Annotated in this window: 17 protein-coding genes; 5 read left to right on the top strand and 12 right to left on the bottom strand. The window is 67.4% G+C overall.

Going from position 1 to position 16663, the window contains the following annotated elements; translation table 11 throughout:
• Window positions 1–6: 6 nt before the first annotated feature.
• The 3 genes from GOALK_RS04655 to GOALK_RS04645 all read right to left on the bottom strand — a co-directional run bounded on the left by GOALK_RS04655 (window position 7) and on the right by GOALK_RS04645 (window position 3496).
• Window positions 7–852, bottom strand: coding sequence for a serine hydrolase (locus GOALK_RS04655; RefSeq protein WP_006357651.1), 846 nt, complete (start codon window positions 850–852; stop codon window positions 7–9).
• Window positions 853–1001: 149 nt separating this feature from the next.
• The gene (locus GOALK_RS04650; RefSeq protein WP_040004006.1) at window positions 1002–1910 is read right to left on the bottom strand and encodes a serine hydrolase; all 909 of its coding nucleotides are present in this window, start codon (window positions 1908–1910) and stop codon (window positions 1002–1004) included.
• A complete protein-coding gene (locus tag GOALK_RS04645; RefSeq protein ID WP_006357649.1) occupies window positions 1910–3496 on the bottom strand; it encodes a serine/threonine-protein kinase in 1587 nt (528 codons plus the stop codon). Before GOALK_RS04645 ends, GOALK_RS04650 begins: the two co-directional genes overlap by 1 nt.
• Before the next feature lie 101 nt (window positions 3497–3597).
• Between GOALK_RS04645 and GOALK_RS04640 the strand changes: the two genes are divergently transcribed.
• On the top strand, window positions 3598–4788 hold the full coding sequence (locus GOALK_RS04640) for a TerD family protein (protein ID WP_006357648.1): 1191 nt from the start codon (window positions 3598–3600) through the stop codon (window positions 4786–4788).
• A 69-nt stretch (window positions 4789–4857) separates the two neighbouring features.
• Here GOALK_RS04640 and GOALK_RS04635 read toward each other — a convergent pair whose 3' ends face one another.
• The 4 genes from GOALK_RS04635 to GOALK_RS04620 all read right to left on the bottom strand — a co-directional run bounded on the left by GOALK_RS04635 (window position 4858) and on the right by GOALK_RS04620 (window position 9444).
• Window positions 4858–6105 carry an SfnB family sulfur acquisition oxidoreductase gene (locus tag GOALK_RS04635; protein WP_006357647.1) on the bottom strand — a complete coding sequence of 416 codons (1248 nt, stop codon included), beginning with the start codon at window positions 6103–6105 and terminating at the stop codon, window positions 4858–4860.
• The gene (gene sfnG, locus GOALK_RS04630; RefSeq protein WP_006357646.1) at window positions 6102–7214 is read right to left on the bottom strand and encodes a dimethylsulfone monooxygenase SfnG; all 1113 of its coding nucleotides are present in this window, start codon (window positions 7212–7214) and stop codon (window positions 6102–6104) included. Before sfnG ends, GOALK_RS04635 begins: the two co-directional genes overlap by 4 nt.
• 58 nt (window positions 7215–7272) lie before the next feature.
• Entirely contained in the window at window positions 7273–8451 is a 1179-nt protein-coding gene (locus GOALK_RS04625) for an LLM class flavin-dependent oxidoreductase (protein WP_006357645.1), read from the bottom strand.
• A 333-nt stretch (window positions 8452–8784) separates the two neighbouring features.
• Window positions 8785–9444 (bottom strand): TetR family transcriptional regulator, encoded by a 660-nt coding sequence (locus GOALK_RS04620; protein WP_040004009.1) that lies wholly within the window; start codon window positions 9442–9444, stop codon window positions 8785–8787.
• A 159-nt stretch (window positions 9445–9603) separates the two neighbouring features.
• Between GOALK_RS04620 and GOALK_RS04615 the strand changes: the two genes are divergently transcribed.
• The 4 genes from GOALK_RS04615 to GOALK_RS04600 all read left to right on the top strand — a co-directional run bounded on the left by GOALK_RS04615 (window position 9604) and on the right by GOALK_RS04600 (window position 13234).
• Window positions 9604–10728 (top strand): ferredoxin reductase, encoded by a 1125-nt coding sequence (locus GOALK_RS04615; protein WP_006357643.1) that lies wholly within the window; start codon window positions 9604–9606, stop codon window positions 10726–10728.
• A 60-nt stretch (window positions 10729–10788) separates the two neighbouring features.
• Window positions 10789–12003 carry a fatty acid desaturase family protein gene (locus GOALK_RS04610; protein ID WP_006357642.1) on the top strand — a complete coding sequence of 405 codons (1215 nt, stop codon included), beginning with the start codon at window positions 10789–10791 and terminating at the stop codon, window positions 12001–12003.
• Window positions 12004–12131: 128 nt separating this feature from the next.
• Window positions 12132–12632 (top strand): hypothetical protein, encoded by a 501-nt coding sequence (locus GOALK_RS04605; protein WP_006357641.1) that lies wholly within the window; start codon window positions 12132–12134, stop codon window positions 12630–12632.
• 104 nt (window positions 12633–12736) lie between these two features.
• Complete coding sequence (locus GOALK_RS04600; protein WP_040004008.1) at window positions 12737–13234, top strand: DUF4395 domain-containing protein; 498 nt, start codon at window positions 12737–12739, stop codon at window positions 13232–13234.
• 82 nt (window positions 13235–13316) lie between these two features.
• Here GOALK_RS04600 and GOALK_RS24015 read toward each other — a convergent pair whose 3' ends face one another.
• The 5 genes from GOALK_RS24015 to eno form a co-directional block, all read right to left on the bottom strand.
• Window positions 13317–13487 (bottom strand): hypothetical protein, encoded by a 171-nt coding sequence (locus GOALK_RS24015; protein WP_005195588.1) that lies wholly within the window; start codon window positions 13485–13487, stop codon window positions 13317–13319.
• Window positions 13488–13514: 27 nt separating this feature from the next.
• A complete protein-coding gene (locus tag GOALK_RS04595; protein WP_006357639.1) occupies window positions 13515–14462 on the bottom strand; it encodes a Ppx/GppA phosphatase family protein in 948 nt (315 codons plus the stop codon).
• The gene (locus tag GOALK_RS04590; RefSeq protein WP_006357638.1) at window positions 14459–14989 is read right to left on the bottom strand and encodes a DUF501 domain-containing protein; all 531 of its coding nucleotides are present in this window, start codon (window positions 14987–14989) and stop codon (window positions 14459–14461) included. Before GOALK_RS04590 ends, GOALK_RS04595 begins: the two co-directional genes overlap by 4 nt.
• An 11-nt stretch (window positions 14990–15000) precedes the next feature.
• Complete coding sequence (locus GOALK_RS04585) at window positions 15001–15699, bottom strand: septum formation initiator family protein (RefSeq protein ID WP_006357637.1); 699 nt, start codon at window positions 15697–15699, stop codon at window positions 15001–15003.
• A gap of 12 nt (window positions 15700–15711) precedes the next feature.
• Window positions 15712–16663: phosphopyruvate hydratase (eno, locus tag GOALK_RS04580; RefSeq protein ID WP_006357636.1), on the bottom strand; the 952-nt coding region annotated here is incomplete at its 5' end.

Here is a 16663-nt window from a genome sequence, read left to right as displayed (position 1 = left end):
GACCGCTCAGCACCGTCCCTTGGGCAGCTCGGTCAGGTTCTTGCCGAGCCAGTTGCCCAATCGAGTGAGCATCTTGGTGCCGTCGGTGAACGATCCGCTGCGCGCGATCGCCGCCATCGACACCGCGACCTGACCATCGACCGTGCTGATGACGCCGAGTTGGCGCACGAGGTGGGCGCCGGACTTCGACGTGGCCGGTCCCCAGCCACCCTTGACTGCGGTCACCGCTCCCTTGTTCCGGCCGACCTTGGCGATGCCCCACTGCTGATTCGGGGCGACGTCACTCATGAGGCGGATGATGTTCTCGCTATCGGAAAGACACGGCAGGTGCGCACCGAACAGCGCTTGATCACGCAGCGCCCACGAGGTGTAACCCGGGAACGACGCCGGGGTGTCGACCTCCGACGAGACGTGCGTCCGGGTGTCATGCCCTTCGCGGAGCACCGCGGTCACGGCGTCGACGGAGGCGTGACCACCGCCGAGCGCACCCCACAGCTCACCCGCGGCGTCGTTGTCGGAGAAGGTGATCGCCTTGCTCTCCATCACCGCGACGGCCGGCCCCCGCTTGCGTTGGGCCGCCAGCGAGACCGGCACCTTCATCGTCGACCACGCCCGCCCCGCCTTGAGCGATCCCAGCGAGATGACCTGGTCGCCGCCGATCGGCGCGATCGCGACGCCGAGCTGTCCGGGGAGCGACTTCTTCATCGACTTCTGGAGTGCGGCGTAGCTCTTGGCCAGCTTCTTCTCGACCGGCTCCGGCGGGGTGAACCAGGATGCAAACGGTTCGGGCAGCGGCGGGAGCGCTGGGAGCGGGACCGCGTTCACGCTCCCGGTTCCGACGACGACGGACATCATCAAGGCTCCGATGACCAACGCGCACCGAGTCACAACGTTCACAATATTCTCCTGAGTCACTTTAGAAACAGAAGACTACTGCGACCGTTGGACGGGTGACCAGCTCGTATACCCAATCGGGACCTTGTCGCGACCGGGAACCTCCGTCAGGCGCTGCAGCGGCCGCGCGGCAACCGGGTCATGTTGGCGTCGAGCCAGCCGGCCACCGCATCCAGTGCCGCGATCCCCGCGGTCATCGATCCGCCGACCGCGCTCATCGCCACCGCGGTCCGCTGACCGTCGCGGTAGGTGAACAGGCCGATCTGTCGCACGAGGTAACCCTCCGACATCCCCGGGCCCCAGCCGCCCTTCACGGCGGTGGCCCGAGGCGCCTGCATGACCTCGACACCCCATTGCTGGTTTCCGGCGACCTCCCCCATGAGGGTGACCACCGACCGCGCACCGCCGAGGCATGGGAGGTGTGCGGTGAAGGTCGCGGCGTCGGGCAGTGCCCAGATCGTCTGCCCGAAGATCGTGTATCCCGGCCGGCGTGGCGTCGCGGGGACGACCGTGGTGGTGTCACCACCGTCCCGCAGAACAGCGGTGACCGCGTCGGCTGCCGCCTGGCCGCCGCCCAGCGAGGACCACAGCGCCTCGGCGGAGCCGTTGTCGGAGTTGATGATCGCTGCAGAGGCGGCGGGGATCGGCCCGTTCTGACGTTCGGCGGCGACCGCAAGCGGCACCTTGATGGTCGACCACGCAACCCGAGGGGTGGTGTCCCCCAGGGTCAGCGCGGGGACCGCATCGCCACCTACCGGCGCGACCGCGATGCCGACGGTCAGCCCGGTCGACGACGCGACCTTCCGGAAGCTCGCGGCGAGCGCGCCGTACGACGCAGAACCCGACGGCGCCCCGACGGAGGTCGACGGTGTCTGCGGCACCGACGGTGTAGAGGTCACGGTCACGGTGACCGGACTGATCGGAGCCGGATCGGCGGGGGTCGTGCACCCGGCGGCCACGGCCACGACACAACCGAGGGCCATCGCCACGAACTTCATCCGCTGTGAAGTCGTCATCAGTAGATGTGCACCACCGCGTCGTTCCCGCCGCGGCACGTGACGATCGCACCCTCGGGGACGCAGCTCATCGAATACGACTGACCGGTGACCGGACTCGCCGCGGTCACCACCCGCGGGGACCGGTCCTGTCCCGCGAGGAAGTACGCGTCCCGGACCGCGAAGGCGAACGGGCAGCTGGTCACCGACGTCCCCACTCCGACCGTCCCGTCGCACGGCGCGGACCCAGGCGGTGGCGCCGCCGGGGCACGGGGCCCCTGGGGTGCGTTCTCGACGGTCGGCGGGGCGACCGTCTCGGTGACCGTCGGGGTGGTCGGGTCGACGGCTTGCTCCGAACTGTCGCCACCCGAGCCCGCGAGCAGGATTCCCACGACGACGGCGATGCCCACGAGGACGATCGCGATCAGCCCGAGGAGGATCGGTATGGCGGCCGAACGCCGGCGCCCCGGTTGCGGATAAGGCGGATAACCGGGCGGTGGCCCGTAGGCGGACGGATACTGCTGGGGTCCCGAATACTGCTGGGGCCCTGAATACGGCTGGGGCCCTGAATAATACGGCGGAGCCGCGATCTGCTGCGACTCGCAGAAGGTCTGCGGACCGGACATCTGCCGGGTTCCGGGGGCGTTCTCGGGGCCGGTCGTCTGGCGGACCTGCGTCGGTTCGTGGGCCGATTCGACGGGTGCGATGACGGTGTGGGGTGCCTTGATGATGCTGGTCGCCGGGTCTGCCGGCGTCTTCTCGAGCGAGACACCGGCCAGCGCCGCGCGGGCGGCCGCGGCCAGTTCCCGCGCCGACCGGAAACGCTCGGACGGTTCGGCGGAGAGACCTTTGCGGATCACCGCGTCCATCGCCGCGGGGACGTCGGCGTTGACCGAACTCGGCGCGGGCGGGGGCGACAGCACCGCGGCCTTGATCGCGGCACTCACGGTCTTCGCCGGGTGGGGCACCTGGCCGGTGAGGCACTCGAACAGCACACAGGTGAGGCCGTAGATGTCGGTCCCGGGCCCCGGTGATGCCGCGTCGAACAGCTCGGGCGCCATGTACGCGATCGAGCCGACGGCGGTACCGGTCTGCGTCAGGTGGGTGTCGTCGGCGCCGTAGGCGATGCCGAAGTCGACGAGATAGGCGAAGTCGTTCGCGTCGACGAGGACGTTCTCCGGCTTGACGTCCCGGTGTGTCAGCCCGTCGGCGTGCGCGGCGTCGAGCGCTGCCGCCACCTGCTCGACGATCGAGACCGCGCGCGCCGGTTCGAGTCTCGTCTCACGGGTGAGCAGTGCACGGAGGTCTTCACCGTTGACCAGGCGCATGTCGATGAAGAGCACGCCGTCGATCTCGCCCCAGTCGTGGATGGGGATGACATGCGGTTCGCCGAGACGTGCGGCGGCATGCGACTCCCGGCGGAATCGCTCCTGGTACATGGCGTCGTCGGCGAGACCCGGATTGAGCAGCTTTACCGCGACGACGCGTTCCTTGGTGGTGTCGTAGGCGCGATAGACCTCACCCATGCCGCCCCGGCCGAGCAACGCGTCGAGACGATATGGCCCGAACTGCGTACCGACCCTGCTTCCTGTCATGACCAGCAGCATAAGCAGCCCGACTGACACTTCTCTGTCGCCTGGTCGATCGCATCTGTCACCCGGACGATCGCGTTCGGAGGCCGTCGGAGCCGGTGACTACGCTGAGCACCATGCCCTCGCTGACCAAAGGCCAAAACGGCCCGCTGCCGACCTCCCAGATCGTCGTCACCGTCGACCTCGCGACCGCCGCGGACGTATCGGCTCTACTGGTGACCGACCGCGGCGTCGTGCGCAGTGACAACGACTTCGTCTTCTACAACCAGCCCACCGGCCCTGGCGTCTCGCTGCAACAGTCGCCCAGCGGCCCGGCGCGCCTGCACATCTCGACCAATCAGATCCCGGCAGAGATCGACGCCGTCCGGGCCGTCATCACGCTCGACGACACGAACTCGACCTTCGGCCGGTTCGCACCGCCGGTCGCGCGGCTCACCGATGCAGGGGGCCGCGAACTCTACGACTACACCGTCACCGGCCTCACCTCCGAGTCGGTTGTCATCGCCCTCGAGATCTACCGCCGCAATCTGGACTGGAAGGTGCGCGCCGTCGGGCAGGGTTATGCCGGCGGCTTCGCCGACCTCGTCCGCGACCACGGAGTGAGCGTCGATGAGGAGCCCACTCCGGTCCCCGTCCAGGCCGCGCCGGCCTACTCGCCGCCGGTCACTCCCCCACCTGCGCCGACTCCCCGACCTGCACCGACTCCCCCGCCACGAGCACCGGAGATCAGCCTGAGCAAGGACCGTCCGGTCAGCCTGACGAAGGGTCAGAAGGTCACGCTCCGCAAGGAGGGCGGCGTCAAGCTCACCAACATCCGGATGGGCCTCGGCTGGGACCCGGTGACCCGCCGGTTCGGCCGGTCGAGCGCCATCGACCTCGACGCGTCGGTGCTGATGTTCTCCGGAGGCCGGTGCGTCGACACGGTCTACTACGGGCACCTCACGAGCGACGACCGGTCGATCATGCACTCCGGCGACAACCTCACGGGCGCGGGCGAGGGCGACGATGAGGTCATCAACGTTGCGCTGCAATCGGTTTCGCCCTCCGTCGACGCGCTGATGTTCATTGTGACGTCGTACCGCGGGCAGACCTTCGAGGAGATCGACAACGCCTTCTGCCGGCTCGTCGACAACACGACCTCGGCCGAGTTGGCGCGCTACACCCTCAAGGGCGGCATGCCGTTCACTGCCGTCGCGATGGCCGTCATCAGCCGCGAGGGCGGCGAATGGAAGCTGCGCGCCATCGGTGACGGCTTCAACGCCAAGACCCCCAAGAAGGCGCTACCCCACGTGGGCAGGTACCTGTAGAACGCGCATCGCGTTGCGTTCGGCCCCGAAGACGGGAGCGAACGCAACGCGATTGCCTTTCAGAAGGATTCAGATCACGCCGTGCAGCGGCGGGTCCTCTCCGCGGAGAAGCCAGCGACCGATGTGCTGGTACTTCCATCGGACCGGGTCGTGCAGCGTGTGCGTCCGCGCGTCACGCCAGAACCGATCGAGCCTGGTTCCGGCCGCGGCACTGCGGGTTCCGCTGACCTCGAACAGCGCGGACGCCACCGGCGTCGCGACCCGGTCGGCGACGGCCTTCGCCCGCGCCACCGCGATCGACGCCTCGGCGACGAGTTCCCGACGCGGCGCACCGGCCGAACCGGCCACCGCCTCGTCGACCTTCCGACCGGCCGCGGCGAGCATCGCCTCGGCAGTCGCGACGTCGACCTCGAGTTCACCGAAACGCTGGACCACCAGCGGATCGTCGACGGCACGGTCGACGCCCGCCTCGAACCACGGACGGGCCTTGGTGCGCACGAACTCGACTGCCTCGGTCAGCGCACCGCGAGCGATACCGACGTCGATCGCGACGTGCAGCAGCTGTGCGTACGCACCGTAGGCGGTGGGTGCCGACGTCGCCGACGCGCGGAGCACGAGGTCGACCGCGGTCACCTCGACACCCGAAAAGCGGACGGTTCCCGAGCCGGTGGTCCGCTGCCCCACGGCATCCCAGTCGTCGACGATCTCGACACCCGGCGAGTCCGCCGGGAGGAACGCCACGTACTCGCCCGGTGCGAGGTCGCCGGCAGGCGCATCCAGCTTCGCCAGGACGGCAAGAGTGTGCGCGAACAGCGAACCCGTGCAGTAGAACTTCTCACCGTCGAGGACGAACCGGCCGGCGTCGCCGTCGGCCGGGGTCAGCCGGGTCGAGATGTCGGCGATGGTCTTGCCACCGCGCTCCGACTGGGCGTTGGCCACTCGGCCACCGGCCAGGACGTCGGTGAAGATTCTCTCCTGCAACGCTTCTCCCGCGGAGAGGCGTACCAGGTTGAGGTAGACGAAGTGGCTGTGCGGGATCTGCGCGATGCTCGGATCGGCGGCGGCGATGATCGAGACGACTTCGGACAGAACGCTCGGCGCGACGTCGAGTCCACCGAACCGTGCAGGCACCGTCAGAGCGAGGAGACCCGACTCCGACAGGCGGTCGATCTCGGCGTACGGCAGCCGACGGTCGCGGTCACGCTCGGCGGCGTCGGTCGCGAATGTCGCGGCCAGTTCCCGTGCCACGGACAGTGCTTCGGCGGTCGACCCGATCCGGCTCGCCGAATCGGGTCGGACCTGACTGACAGCTGTCACAGCACTGCTGCGGGAGTCTGCGATGCCTCGAGTTCGCGCACGAGCGGGAGCACCTTCTCGCCGAAGTACTCGATCTCCTCCTGGAAATGCAGGAAGCCACCGAGGATGAGGTCGACACCGAGGCGCTTGTAGGCCACGATGCGCTCGGCGATCTGCTCCGGGGTTCCGATCAGCTGCGTCTTGAAGCCGTCGTTGTACTGGACGAGATCCTCGAACGTCGAGTCCGCCCACATGCCCTTCTTGTCACCCGTCGAGTTGCCGGCCTGCTGCACAGCATCACGGAATCCTTCCACCGCAGGACGATTCGCCTTCTCGACGATCTCGCGCAGGGTGTCGCGGGCTTCCTTCTCGGTGTCGCGGGCGATGATGAAGCCGTTCAGGCCGAACTTCACCGAACGGTTGTGCGCCTGGGCGACGGCACGCAGGTCGTCGATCTGCTCGGTGACACCGTCGAAGTCCTTGCCGTTGGAGAAGTACCAGTCGGCAAAGCGGCCGGCGTTGTTGCGCGCCGCGGTCGAGTTGCCGCCCTGGAAGAGCTCCGGGTTCGGACGCTCGGGAGTGTTGAGCGGCTTCGGCTTCAGGGTGAAGTCGTGGATGCGGTAGAAGTCGCCGCGGTAGTCGACATTGTCTTCGGTCCAGATCTTGCGGATGACCTCGAGGAACTCGCCGCTGCGGCGGTAGCGCTCGTCGTGCTCGAGCCACGGCTCACCGAGGTGGGTGAACTCGTCCTTGAACCAGCCGCTGACCACGTTGATGGCGAAACGACCCTTGGACAGGTGGTCGGCGGTGGCACCGAGCTTGGCCAGGACGGCCGGGTGCCACAGGCCGGGGTGCACCGCGGCGATGACCTTCAGCCGCTGCGTCGCGAGGAGCAGCGCCAGGCTGAAACTCGTCGACTCGTGCTGGTATTCGGCGCCGTAGCTGGCCTCGTAACGCACCTGCGAGAGCGCGTATTCGAAGCCGTTGTTCTCGGCGGTCTGGGCGAGCTTGATGTTGTAGTCGTAGCCCCAGTCGGTGCGCTGCTCGATGGTGCTGGTGACCAGGCCGCCGCTGACGTTGGGCACCCAGTAGGCGAACTTGATCTGGTCCGCGATGGAGTCGGTGGACATGGTGTTACCTCCGGAGGTGGGCTCTCAGGTGGAGAGTGGATCGATCAGGACGGTGCGATCACGACGAGGCGGCTTGGAGTCGCGGCAGGAACGCGGTGCGGACCTCTTCGCTCGGACGCGCATCTGCCGCGTCGAGCAGGCCGCGTCGAGCGAGCGCCGGTCGGACTCCCTCACCGAAGTGGTAGGCCTCCTCGAGGTGCGGGTAGCCGGACAGGATGAAGTGATCGAGACCGAGGGCGGCGTACTCACCGATGAGCTCCGCGACCTCGTCGTAGGAACCGACGAGCGCGGTACCGGCACCGCCGCGCACCAGACCGACGCCGGACCAGACGCCCGGGTGGATCTCCAGCGAACGCGGGTCGGGCGAACCCTCGAAAGCGGCTCCGCGGCCGTGCAATTCGGACATACGACGCTGCCCCTCGGACTCCGACTGGGCGAGGTTCCGTTGGGCGGCGGCGACCTGCTCGGGATCGAGGTTGTCGAGGAGGCGCTCGGCCTCGGCCCAGGCCTGCCCGGAGGTCTCGCGGGCGATGACGTGGAACCGGATGCCGTGGTCGAGGGTGCGGCCCTGTGGGGCGGCGAGGCCGTTGATCCAGGCGATCTTCTGGGCGACCGCCTCGGGACGCTCACCCCAGGTGAGGTAGGTGTCGGCGTACTTCGCGGCCACGTCACCGGCGGCAGGCGACGATCCACCGAAGAAGACCGGCGGGGTCGGAGTGGGGCGACGGCCGAGAAGGGCGTTCTCCACGCGCAGGTGCTTGCCGACGAAGTCGACGGGCTCGTCCTGGGTCCACAGACGGCGGATGATCTCCAGGTATTCGCTGCAGCGCTCGTAGCGGGCGTTCTTGGCCAGGAAGTCACCGAAGGCGCGCTGTTCGCTCGACTCGCCGCCGGTGACGACGTTGATCAGCAGGCGGCCCTCGGAATGCCACTGGAAGGTCGCCGACATCTGCGCTGCGAGCAGCGGCGAGATGAGGCCGGGGCGGAAGGCGATCAGGAACTTGAGGGTCTCGGTCGAGTCGATGAGCGCCGCGGTGGTCAGCCACGCGTCCTCACACCAGAGTCCGGCCGGGGTCAGGACGGCTTCGAAGCCGTTGACCTCGGCCGCACCCGCGAGCTGCTTGAGGTAACGAAGGTCGGCCGGCCGGTCCCCGTTCATCTGGCTGCCGTGCCCGCCCGCGATCAGATTGCGGGAGTCACCGTAGGTGGGCAGGAACCAGTGGAAATGCAGAGACACCGCGAGGGCACCTTTCGTCGTAGAGCGTCGGGGGTGGAGCGGCAGGCGTGACCGGCAGCACTGACCGGGATCGGCACTGCGCCACACATGTCGACCCCAAGTGTCGGGCACCGGTGAGACGCGAGGCCACCATTGAAATCGCCGTGACGCCAAGTGGACAACGGCCCGCACGGTTCGGTAGAAGCCGCATTTCCGCAGGTCAGCGACACGTGAGAGACAAGGGCACGGCGGCCGACAACACCAGTCGCCGACGAAGTCGACAACCAGGTCCCGAATACGGGGAACACCGCGCACTCTTCGGAGGGGTCCGGTCAGGACCAGCTCAGCAGGGCCTCACTCCGATGGTCGCCACTGCCCCATTCCGAGAAAGACCATCACCAGCTGCCGTTCGGTGCGCTCGACGATCTCCTTCTCGGCGCCGCGTCCGCGGTACTCGCCGTCGAGCAGATCGGCCACCGCGGTCAGCATGATCGTGACGATGAGCTCGGCGGCGATCTCGAGGTCTTCGGGCTGCCACGAGGCGAGGTCCGGAATCCGGGCGAGGTCGATCGTCAGTTCCTTGGCGAAGAGTCGGAGTTCGGTGTCGATGGCACGGCGGATCTCGGCGATACCGCCGTGCTGCTCGCGGATCAGGAAGCGGAACTGCGATTCGTTCTCGCGGACGTGGCGCAAGAGGATGTCGAGAGAGTTCTTCGCGGTCGGCATCGCCTGACGCGCGGCGAGATCACGCCGACCTTCGCGCAGAGCTCGACGCAGGACTCGCATCGAGTCCTCGACCACGGTGACCCCGAGATCCTCCATCGAGGCGAAGTGCCGGTAGAAGGCCGTGGGCACGATGCCTGCACCGCGGGCCACCTCGCGCAGGCTGATGCTGCCGAAACTCCGTTCGCCGACGAGGGATCTCGTGCTGTCGAGGAGCGCCTGGCGCGTCTGGTTCTTCTTGTCCGCACGCGTCTGCGCATCGCGCTGGTCCGAACTCCGCGTGCGTGTCACAGAGCCGAGTGTATTCGCCCCGACCTCCGACCCCGGCCCCGACCTCCCGACGATCGTGATGGCCGTCACATGACTCTCCGCTTGACGAGTACGGGCGTCAACATGTCACACTCGTTTGTGTACACCTGTACACCCAAATCATGTGAACGGAGCCCATCCATGAGCATCCGCACCTCCCATAACCCGACTCCGCGTACCGCCGCCGGCAGCCCCGGCCGCTGGAACCGCCTGGTCGGTTCGATCGTCGAGGCGGCATTGTCCCCGCATCCGGTCGACCGTTATCTCGAACTGCTCGACCCGATGCTCACCTGGCGCGACCTGCGCGGTGAGATCGTCCGGGTCGAGCATCCGACGCCTCGCACAGTGCGTCTCACCATCCGTCCCACGCGACAGTGGCGTGGCCACCAAGCAGGCCAGTTCGTGCAGCTCAGCGTCGTTATCGACGGCGTCCGGCACGCCCGGTGCTTCTCGCCGGCCAATGCTGCCGCCAGCCCGGACGGCGACATCGAGCTGACCATCACCGCCAACGACGACGGCCTCGTCTCCAAGTACCTCGCCGCCGAGGCCCGGACCGGCGATGTCGTCGGACTGTCCCAGGCCGACGGCGACTTCGCGTTGCCGGAGACCGACCCGACGTCAGCTGTCTTCATCAGCGGGGGCAGCGGCGTTACACCTGTGCTCTCAATGTTGCGGACACTCGTGTCCCGAGGGTACGCCGGACCGATCACCTTCGTGCACTACGCGCGCACGGCGTCCGAGGTCGCGTACCGCACCGAGCTCGCCGCACTGGCGGCCGAGCATCCCAACCTCGACCTTCGGATGCACCACACCCGCGAGGCCGACGACGGCCACTTCACCCCCGCGCATCTCGACGACATCCCCGGTCTCGCCGACGCCGATGTCTTCGTCTGCGGACCCCTGGCCCTGATGGATGCCGTCGCCGAGGCGCACGCCGAGCTCGGCATCTCGCAGCCGTTGCACAGCGAGGCGTTCACCCTGGCCGCACCGACGGTCGTCGACCCCGATTCGGTCGAGGGTGAACTGACGTTCTCACGGTCCGGGGCAACGGCGACCAACGACGGTCGTCCGATCCTCGACCAGGCCGAGGCCGCCGGGCTCACCCCGGAATCCGGTTGCCGCATGGGAATCTGCTTCTCCTGCACCGCCGTGAAGAAGTCGGGCTGCACCCGCAACGTGCTCACCGGCGAGACCGACACCGAGTCCGACACGCAGATCCAGCTGTGCATCAACGCCCCGGTCGGTTCCGTCGACATCGAGATCTGACGGTCGGCCACCGCGCGCCGACCTCCACCTATTCCACTCCTACCCAGCAGGAGGCACACCATGACCATCGACATCGCCAAGGACACCCGTCCCGCACCCACCGAGAACCTGCCCGCCGTCGTCGAGGCCGAGAACATCACCGCCGAGAACAGCGACCCCAACACCGTCGTCCTGTCCTATGAACAGGTCGAGGCGCTGGGACGTGACCTGGACGAGCTGCGCTCCCGGATCGTCGACGATCTCGGTCAGAAGGACCGCGACTACCTGTACTCGGTCATCCGTGCCCAGCGCGGGTTCGAGATCGCCGGCCGCGCACTCATGTACCTCGGGTTCTTCCCGCCGGCCTGGATCGCCGCCGTGGGCGCACTCTCCGTGTCGAAGATCCTCGACAACATGGAGATCGGCCACAACGTGATGCACGGCCAGTACGACTGGATGCGCGAGGACACCTACAACTCACGGGAATTCGAGTGGGACACCGTGTGCCCGGCCGACCAGTGGAAGCACAGCCACAACTACCTGCACCACACGTTCACCAACATCCTCGGCGAGGACCGCGACATCGGTTACGGCATCCTGCGGATGGCGCGTGACCAGAAGTGGAATCCCTACTACCTGGGCAATCTCGGCTATGCAACCGCCCTCATGCTTCTGTTCGAGTGGGGTGTCATGCTCCACGACCTGGAGGCGGAGAACGTGATCCAGGGCAAGCGCAAGTGGAGCGACATCAAGGGCCTGGTGAAGGGCATGTGGCGCAAAGCCGGTCGACAGGTCCTCAAGGACTACGTCGTCTTCCCCGCGCTGACCGGCCCGCTGTTCGTCCCGACCCTCATCGGCAACGCCACCGCCAACCTGGTGCGCAACGTGTGGACGTACTCGATCATCTTCTGCGGCCACTTCCCCACCGGTGCACAGACCTTCACCCCGGAGGAGTGCCAGAACGAGACGCGCGGCCAGTGGTACCTGCGCCAGATGCTCGGCTCGGCCAACATCACCGGCAGCCCGCTGTTCCACATCATGAGCGGCAACCTGTCCCACCAGATCGAGCACCATCTGTTCCCGGACATCCCGGCGAGCCGCTACCCGACGATCTCCGCTGAGGTGCAGGAGATCTGCGAGCGCTACGGCCTGCCTTACAACACCGGCTCGCTCAGTCACCAGCTGACGTCGACCTGGAAGAAGATCGCGAAGCTGTCGCTGCCGAACTGGATGACCCGCGACGACGACGACCTCACCGTCATCGTCGAACGCGAGAAGCCCGCTTCGGCGGCTTGAACAGCACATTTGGGAATCGTTTCACCGACTGGTCCCGGGGGTAACCTCGGGACCAGTCGCGCTCTACCGGCGCACTCGCACACTTGCACGCGGGGGACATCACCCTTTAAGAACCCAGGGGGTCACACATGGTCGACAGCATCGAACGGAACAAGGATCTGATGCAAGAGCTGATCGAGTCCACGGCCACGCACGTGGGCCGCATCGCCACAATCATCACCGGCGCTGTCGCCGGGGTGACCCGCGAGATCGGGGAGATCGTCACCGACGGGTTCGAGATGCGGGAGGCCGCGCGCAAGGCGAAGGCCGACGAGCTCGCTCGTGATGGCGAGTGGGGCATCGTCGATGCCGAGTTCGCCTACGCCGAAGCCATCCACGATGCCGATCTGTCGGAGCCGTTTTCCGAGTCCGAGCAGGCACGAGAAGTGACAGGAGTGGACATGGACGAGATCCCCGATCGCATCGACGTCGGTGAGCAGGCCGGCATCGACCAAGAAGGAGAGATCTCCCGGGAGGCCGAACTCCCCAACGACGGCGGTGTGACCGATCAGGACGAGCCCGACGTGGACGACCCGCGGGAGATCGCCGCCGAGGAGCCCCGCATCGCACCTGACACCGATCACTTGTGAGACGGCGCTCACCCTCTTGAGATCTGGGTGGATACAACCTTTGCCAAACGGCGGACTCGCCCGTAGCTTGGTCCTGGTTTTCCTAGTTCATGGAGGTTCTGTCGATGTCGGTGCGTGAGGTCCTCACCTTTCCCAACCCCGTGAACGACTACGCGGCCCGTACGACCGCGGGACTGGTTGTCGCCCTCGCGATCATCGCGGTCGCGGTCAACAGTCCGATCTTGTACGGCCTGCTGGCGCTCGGGTTCGCGTTGCGCGTGGCGTCGGGCCCGACCCTCTCCCCGTTCGGGCAGCTCTCGGTGAAGTTCATCGTCCCGAAGATCGTTCGCAAGGAGAAGCTGGTCCCGGGTCCGCCGAAGCGCTTCGCCCAGACCATCGGCCTGGTGGTCAGCGGTACGGCGTTCGTGCTCAGCCTCTTCGGTTTCGGCCTGGCCGCGCAGATCACCACCGGCGTCCTGATCTTCGCCGCGACGCTCGAGTCGGTCTTCGGATTCTGCCTCGGCTGCACCATCTTCGGCTTCCTTCAGCGCGCGGGCATCATCCCCGAGTCCGTGTGCGAGGCCTGCAACAACATCTCGCTGCGCAACCCCGCAGCCGTCTAGCTCCGCAAACCCACCCTTTATCCGTAAAGCCACCACCCGCGCGGGTGGTGGCTTTACGGATAAAGGGTGGGTTTGCAGCGAGTCAGTCCTTCACCGCGCGGTCGGGCACGGTCATCGCCATCATCATGATCTCGGTCTCGCTGTAGTCCCGGCCGGGGTGTTCGGACGCGAGGTGGGCCTGGACCTTGGGAACGAAGTCGTCTTCGAGGGCGGTGATGGACTCGCCACAGGGGCAACGCAGGTTGTATGCCATGTGTCACATCCTATCGGGACCGGTCCGTCAGTCCAGGATGCCGAGTGCGATCCCGTCGAGGATGTCGTGCTCGCTGACGACGAGTTCGGTGATACCAGCGCGTTCGGCCAGCACCTTTGCGAGTTCCAGAGTGACCAGCGATCCCCCGCCGATGACGTCGACGCGACCGGGGTGCATCGGCCCCAGGGCGGCGCGGTCGGCGCGGGTCATGTGGACGAGGCTCCAGCACACACGGTCCAGGTCGGCCAGCGAGATACGGGACAGGTGGATCTTCTCCGAGTCGTACTCGGTCAGCCCGGCGCCGAGCGCGGCGAGCGTCGTCATCGTCCCGGCGACGCCGACCCACGTCCGTGCAGGCTCGACGGGCACCCGCGCGAAGGCCTCGGCCAGTCGGTCGGCGGCAAACGCCTGGGCGGCGGCGATCTCCTCGGCGGTCGGCGGATCCGACGGCAGGGTGCGTTCGGTCAGGCGAACACATCCGATGTCCGCCGAGTACGCGGCGTGGACACCGTCGGTGTCGCCGAGCACCACCTCGGTCGAGCCGCCCCCGAGGTCGGTGACCACGAAAGGTCCACTGCCGGGGTCCAATTCGCCGACGGCCCCACGGAAGGACAGACGGGCTTCCTCATCGCCCGAGATGACCTCGGCGATGGCGCCGTCGGAGACACAGCTCAGCAGGTCGGCGGTCATCGCGAAGAACTCGTCGCGGTTCGACGCATCCCGTGTCGCCGAAGTCGCGACCATGCGGACCTTCTCGACGCCCAGCGATTCCATCGTCGTGACGTAGTCGGCGAGCGCGACCCGGGTGCGTTCGATCGATTCCGGGGCGAACTGCCCCGTCGCGTCGACACCGTAACCCAGTCGTACGACGCGCATCTCGCGATGCAGGTCGACGAGGCGGCCGCCCTCACCGGCCCGGGCCACGAGGAGACGTATCGAGTTGGTTCCGCAGTCGACGGCGCCGACGATCGTCACGCGTCGTCCCCGGCGGTCTCCGTCGGCGGAAGAGTGTCCGGCCAATCGGCCGGGATCGCGGTGCCCCGCAAGCCGTTCGCGGCGGCGAGTGCCACCGCCTCGTCGCCGAACGGGTTGAGGCCCGGCCCCTTGGCGAGCGAGTGCGCGATCAGCACATGCAGGCACTTCACCCGGTCGGGCATGCCGCCCCCGGTGAAGTCGGTGCCCAACGATTCGATGGCGTCGCGCTCGGCGAGGTACTCCTCGTGTGCACGACGATAGGCAGCCGCGAGCTCCGTGTCGGTCGACAACCGCGCGGTCATCCCCCGCATCACGCCCGCCGATTCCTGACGGCTGGCCTCGGCGGTGAGCCGCGGATCGGTCAGGTAGTACAGGGTCGGGAACGGCGTGCCGTCGGGCAGCCGCGGCGCGGTCTTGACGACGGCCGGCTGACCGTCCGGAGTGCGATAACTGATCTCGATGACGCCCCGCGGCTCGCGTCCCAGCTGGGCTGCGACGGTGGCGAGGTCTTCTTCTGACACGCTCACGGTCTGGAACCTCACTGCGCGGCGGGCGGAGTCGACAGGGTGTCCCAGAGGTTGCCGTACCAGGGTGCGCGGGCACGCTCCTCGGCACGTTCGGCAGCCTCGCGGCGGGCCTGGTCGGCGGGGAACAACATCACGAGCGGGATCTCTCCTGGTTTGACGAACTGCAGACGCGTCCGCGCCTGGGCCTCGATGTAGGCGGGATCGTTCTGCTCGTTGACCTTCTGCTGGTAGTCGGCGACCTCGCGCCGCAGCTGTTCGTTCGACGCGGTCAGCTGACGGAACTCCGACCGCTGACTGAAGTAGGTGCGCAGCGGCATCGCCAGCGTCAGGGCGACCACGCAGACCACGACGACCGTGATGACGAGCGTCGCCACGGTGGCCGGGGTCATCTCGAAGCGGCGCAGACGAGCACTCAGACCGGACCGCATCCGGTTCCGGGGCGCGCTCGGCCGGGGGCGACGAATCCGCTCAGCGGACGGTTCGGCGGTGTCGGCCGCGTCATCCTGGACTTCGGCTGCGGTGTCCGCAGTCGCGTCGTCGATCAGCTCCTGCTCACCGGTCTCGGCGACCGAGACCGATGCGACAGGCCGAGCCGGACGTCCGGAGCGATCATGCCGTCGCGTGCGACGGGCGTCGCGTACGCGCGGATCGGCCTTCCGATCACGCGCACGCTGACGCCCGTCACCGCGGTGACGTCGTTCCGAACCCATGAAGACAGCTAATCACGAACCAAACGAGAAACGCGGGAAGGCGAGGTCCCCCGCGTAGCGTGCCGCATCGCCGAGACCCTCTTCGATGCGCAGCAGCTGGTTGTACTTGGCGACACGCTCGGAACGAGCGGGCGCGCCGGTCTTGATCTGGCCGCAGCTGCAGGCGACGGCGAGGTCGGCGATGGTGGTGTCCTCGGTCTCACCGGACCGGTGGCTCATCATCGACTTGTAGCCGTTGTTGTGCGCGAGAGCGACGGCGTCGAGGGTCTCGGTCAGCGTGCCGATCTGGTTGACCTTGACCAGCAGCGCGTTGGCGATGCCCTTCGAGATGCCCTCTTCGAGGCGCTCGGGGTTGGTGACGAACAGGTCGTCGCCGACCAGCTGCACCCGGTCGCCGATCGACTCGGTCAGCTTGGCCCAACCGGTCCAATCGTCCTCGGACAGGCCGTCCTCGATCGACACGATCGGGTAGTCGCTGATGAGCTTCTCGTAGAACGACACCATGGCGTCGGCGTCGAACTCCTTGCCCTCGAGCTTGTAGACGCCGTTGGAGTAGAACTCGGTCGATGCGGCGTCGAGCGCGATGACGACGTCACGGCCGAAGTTGTAGCCGGCCTTTCCGACGGCCTCACCGATCACGGCGATGGCGGCCTCGGTGTTCGGCAGGTCGGGGGCGAAGCCGCCCTCGTCGCCGAGCGCGGTGTTCAGGCCCTGCTTGTGCAGCACCGACTTGAGCGCGTGGTAGACCTCGGCGCCGCAGCGGAGGGCTTCCTTGAAGGTGGGAGCGCCGACCGGAGCGATCATGAACTCCTGGAAGTCGATCCCGTTGTCCGCGTGCTCACCGCCGTTGATGATGTTCATCATCGGGACCGGCAGGATGTGGGCGTTGGGGCCGCCGATGTAGCGGAACAGGGGCAGACCGGCCGACTCGGCTGCACCCTTGGCCACCGCGAGCGACACACCG

This window comes from Gordonia alkanivorans NBRC 16433 (genome assembly GCF_000225505.1).
In the GTDB taxonomy this organism is placed as follows: Bacteria; Actinomycetota; Actinomycetes; order Mycobacteriales; family Mycobacteriaceae; genus Gordonia; species Gordonia alkanivorans.
The sequence above is the reverse complement of the archived record's forward strand: the minus strand, read 5'-3'. Positions and strand labels throughout refer to the sequence as shown.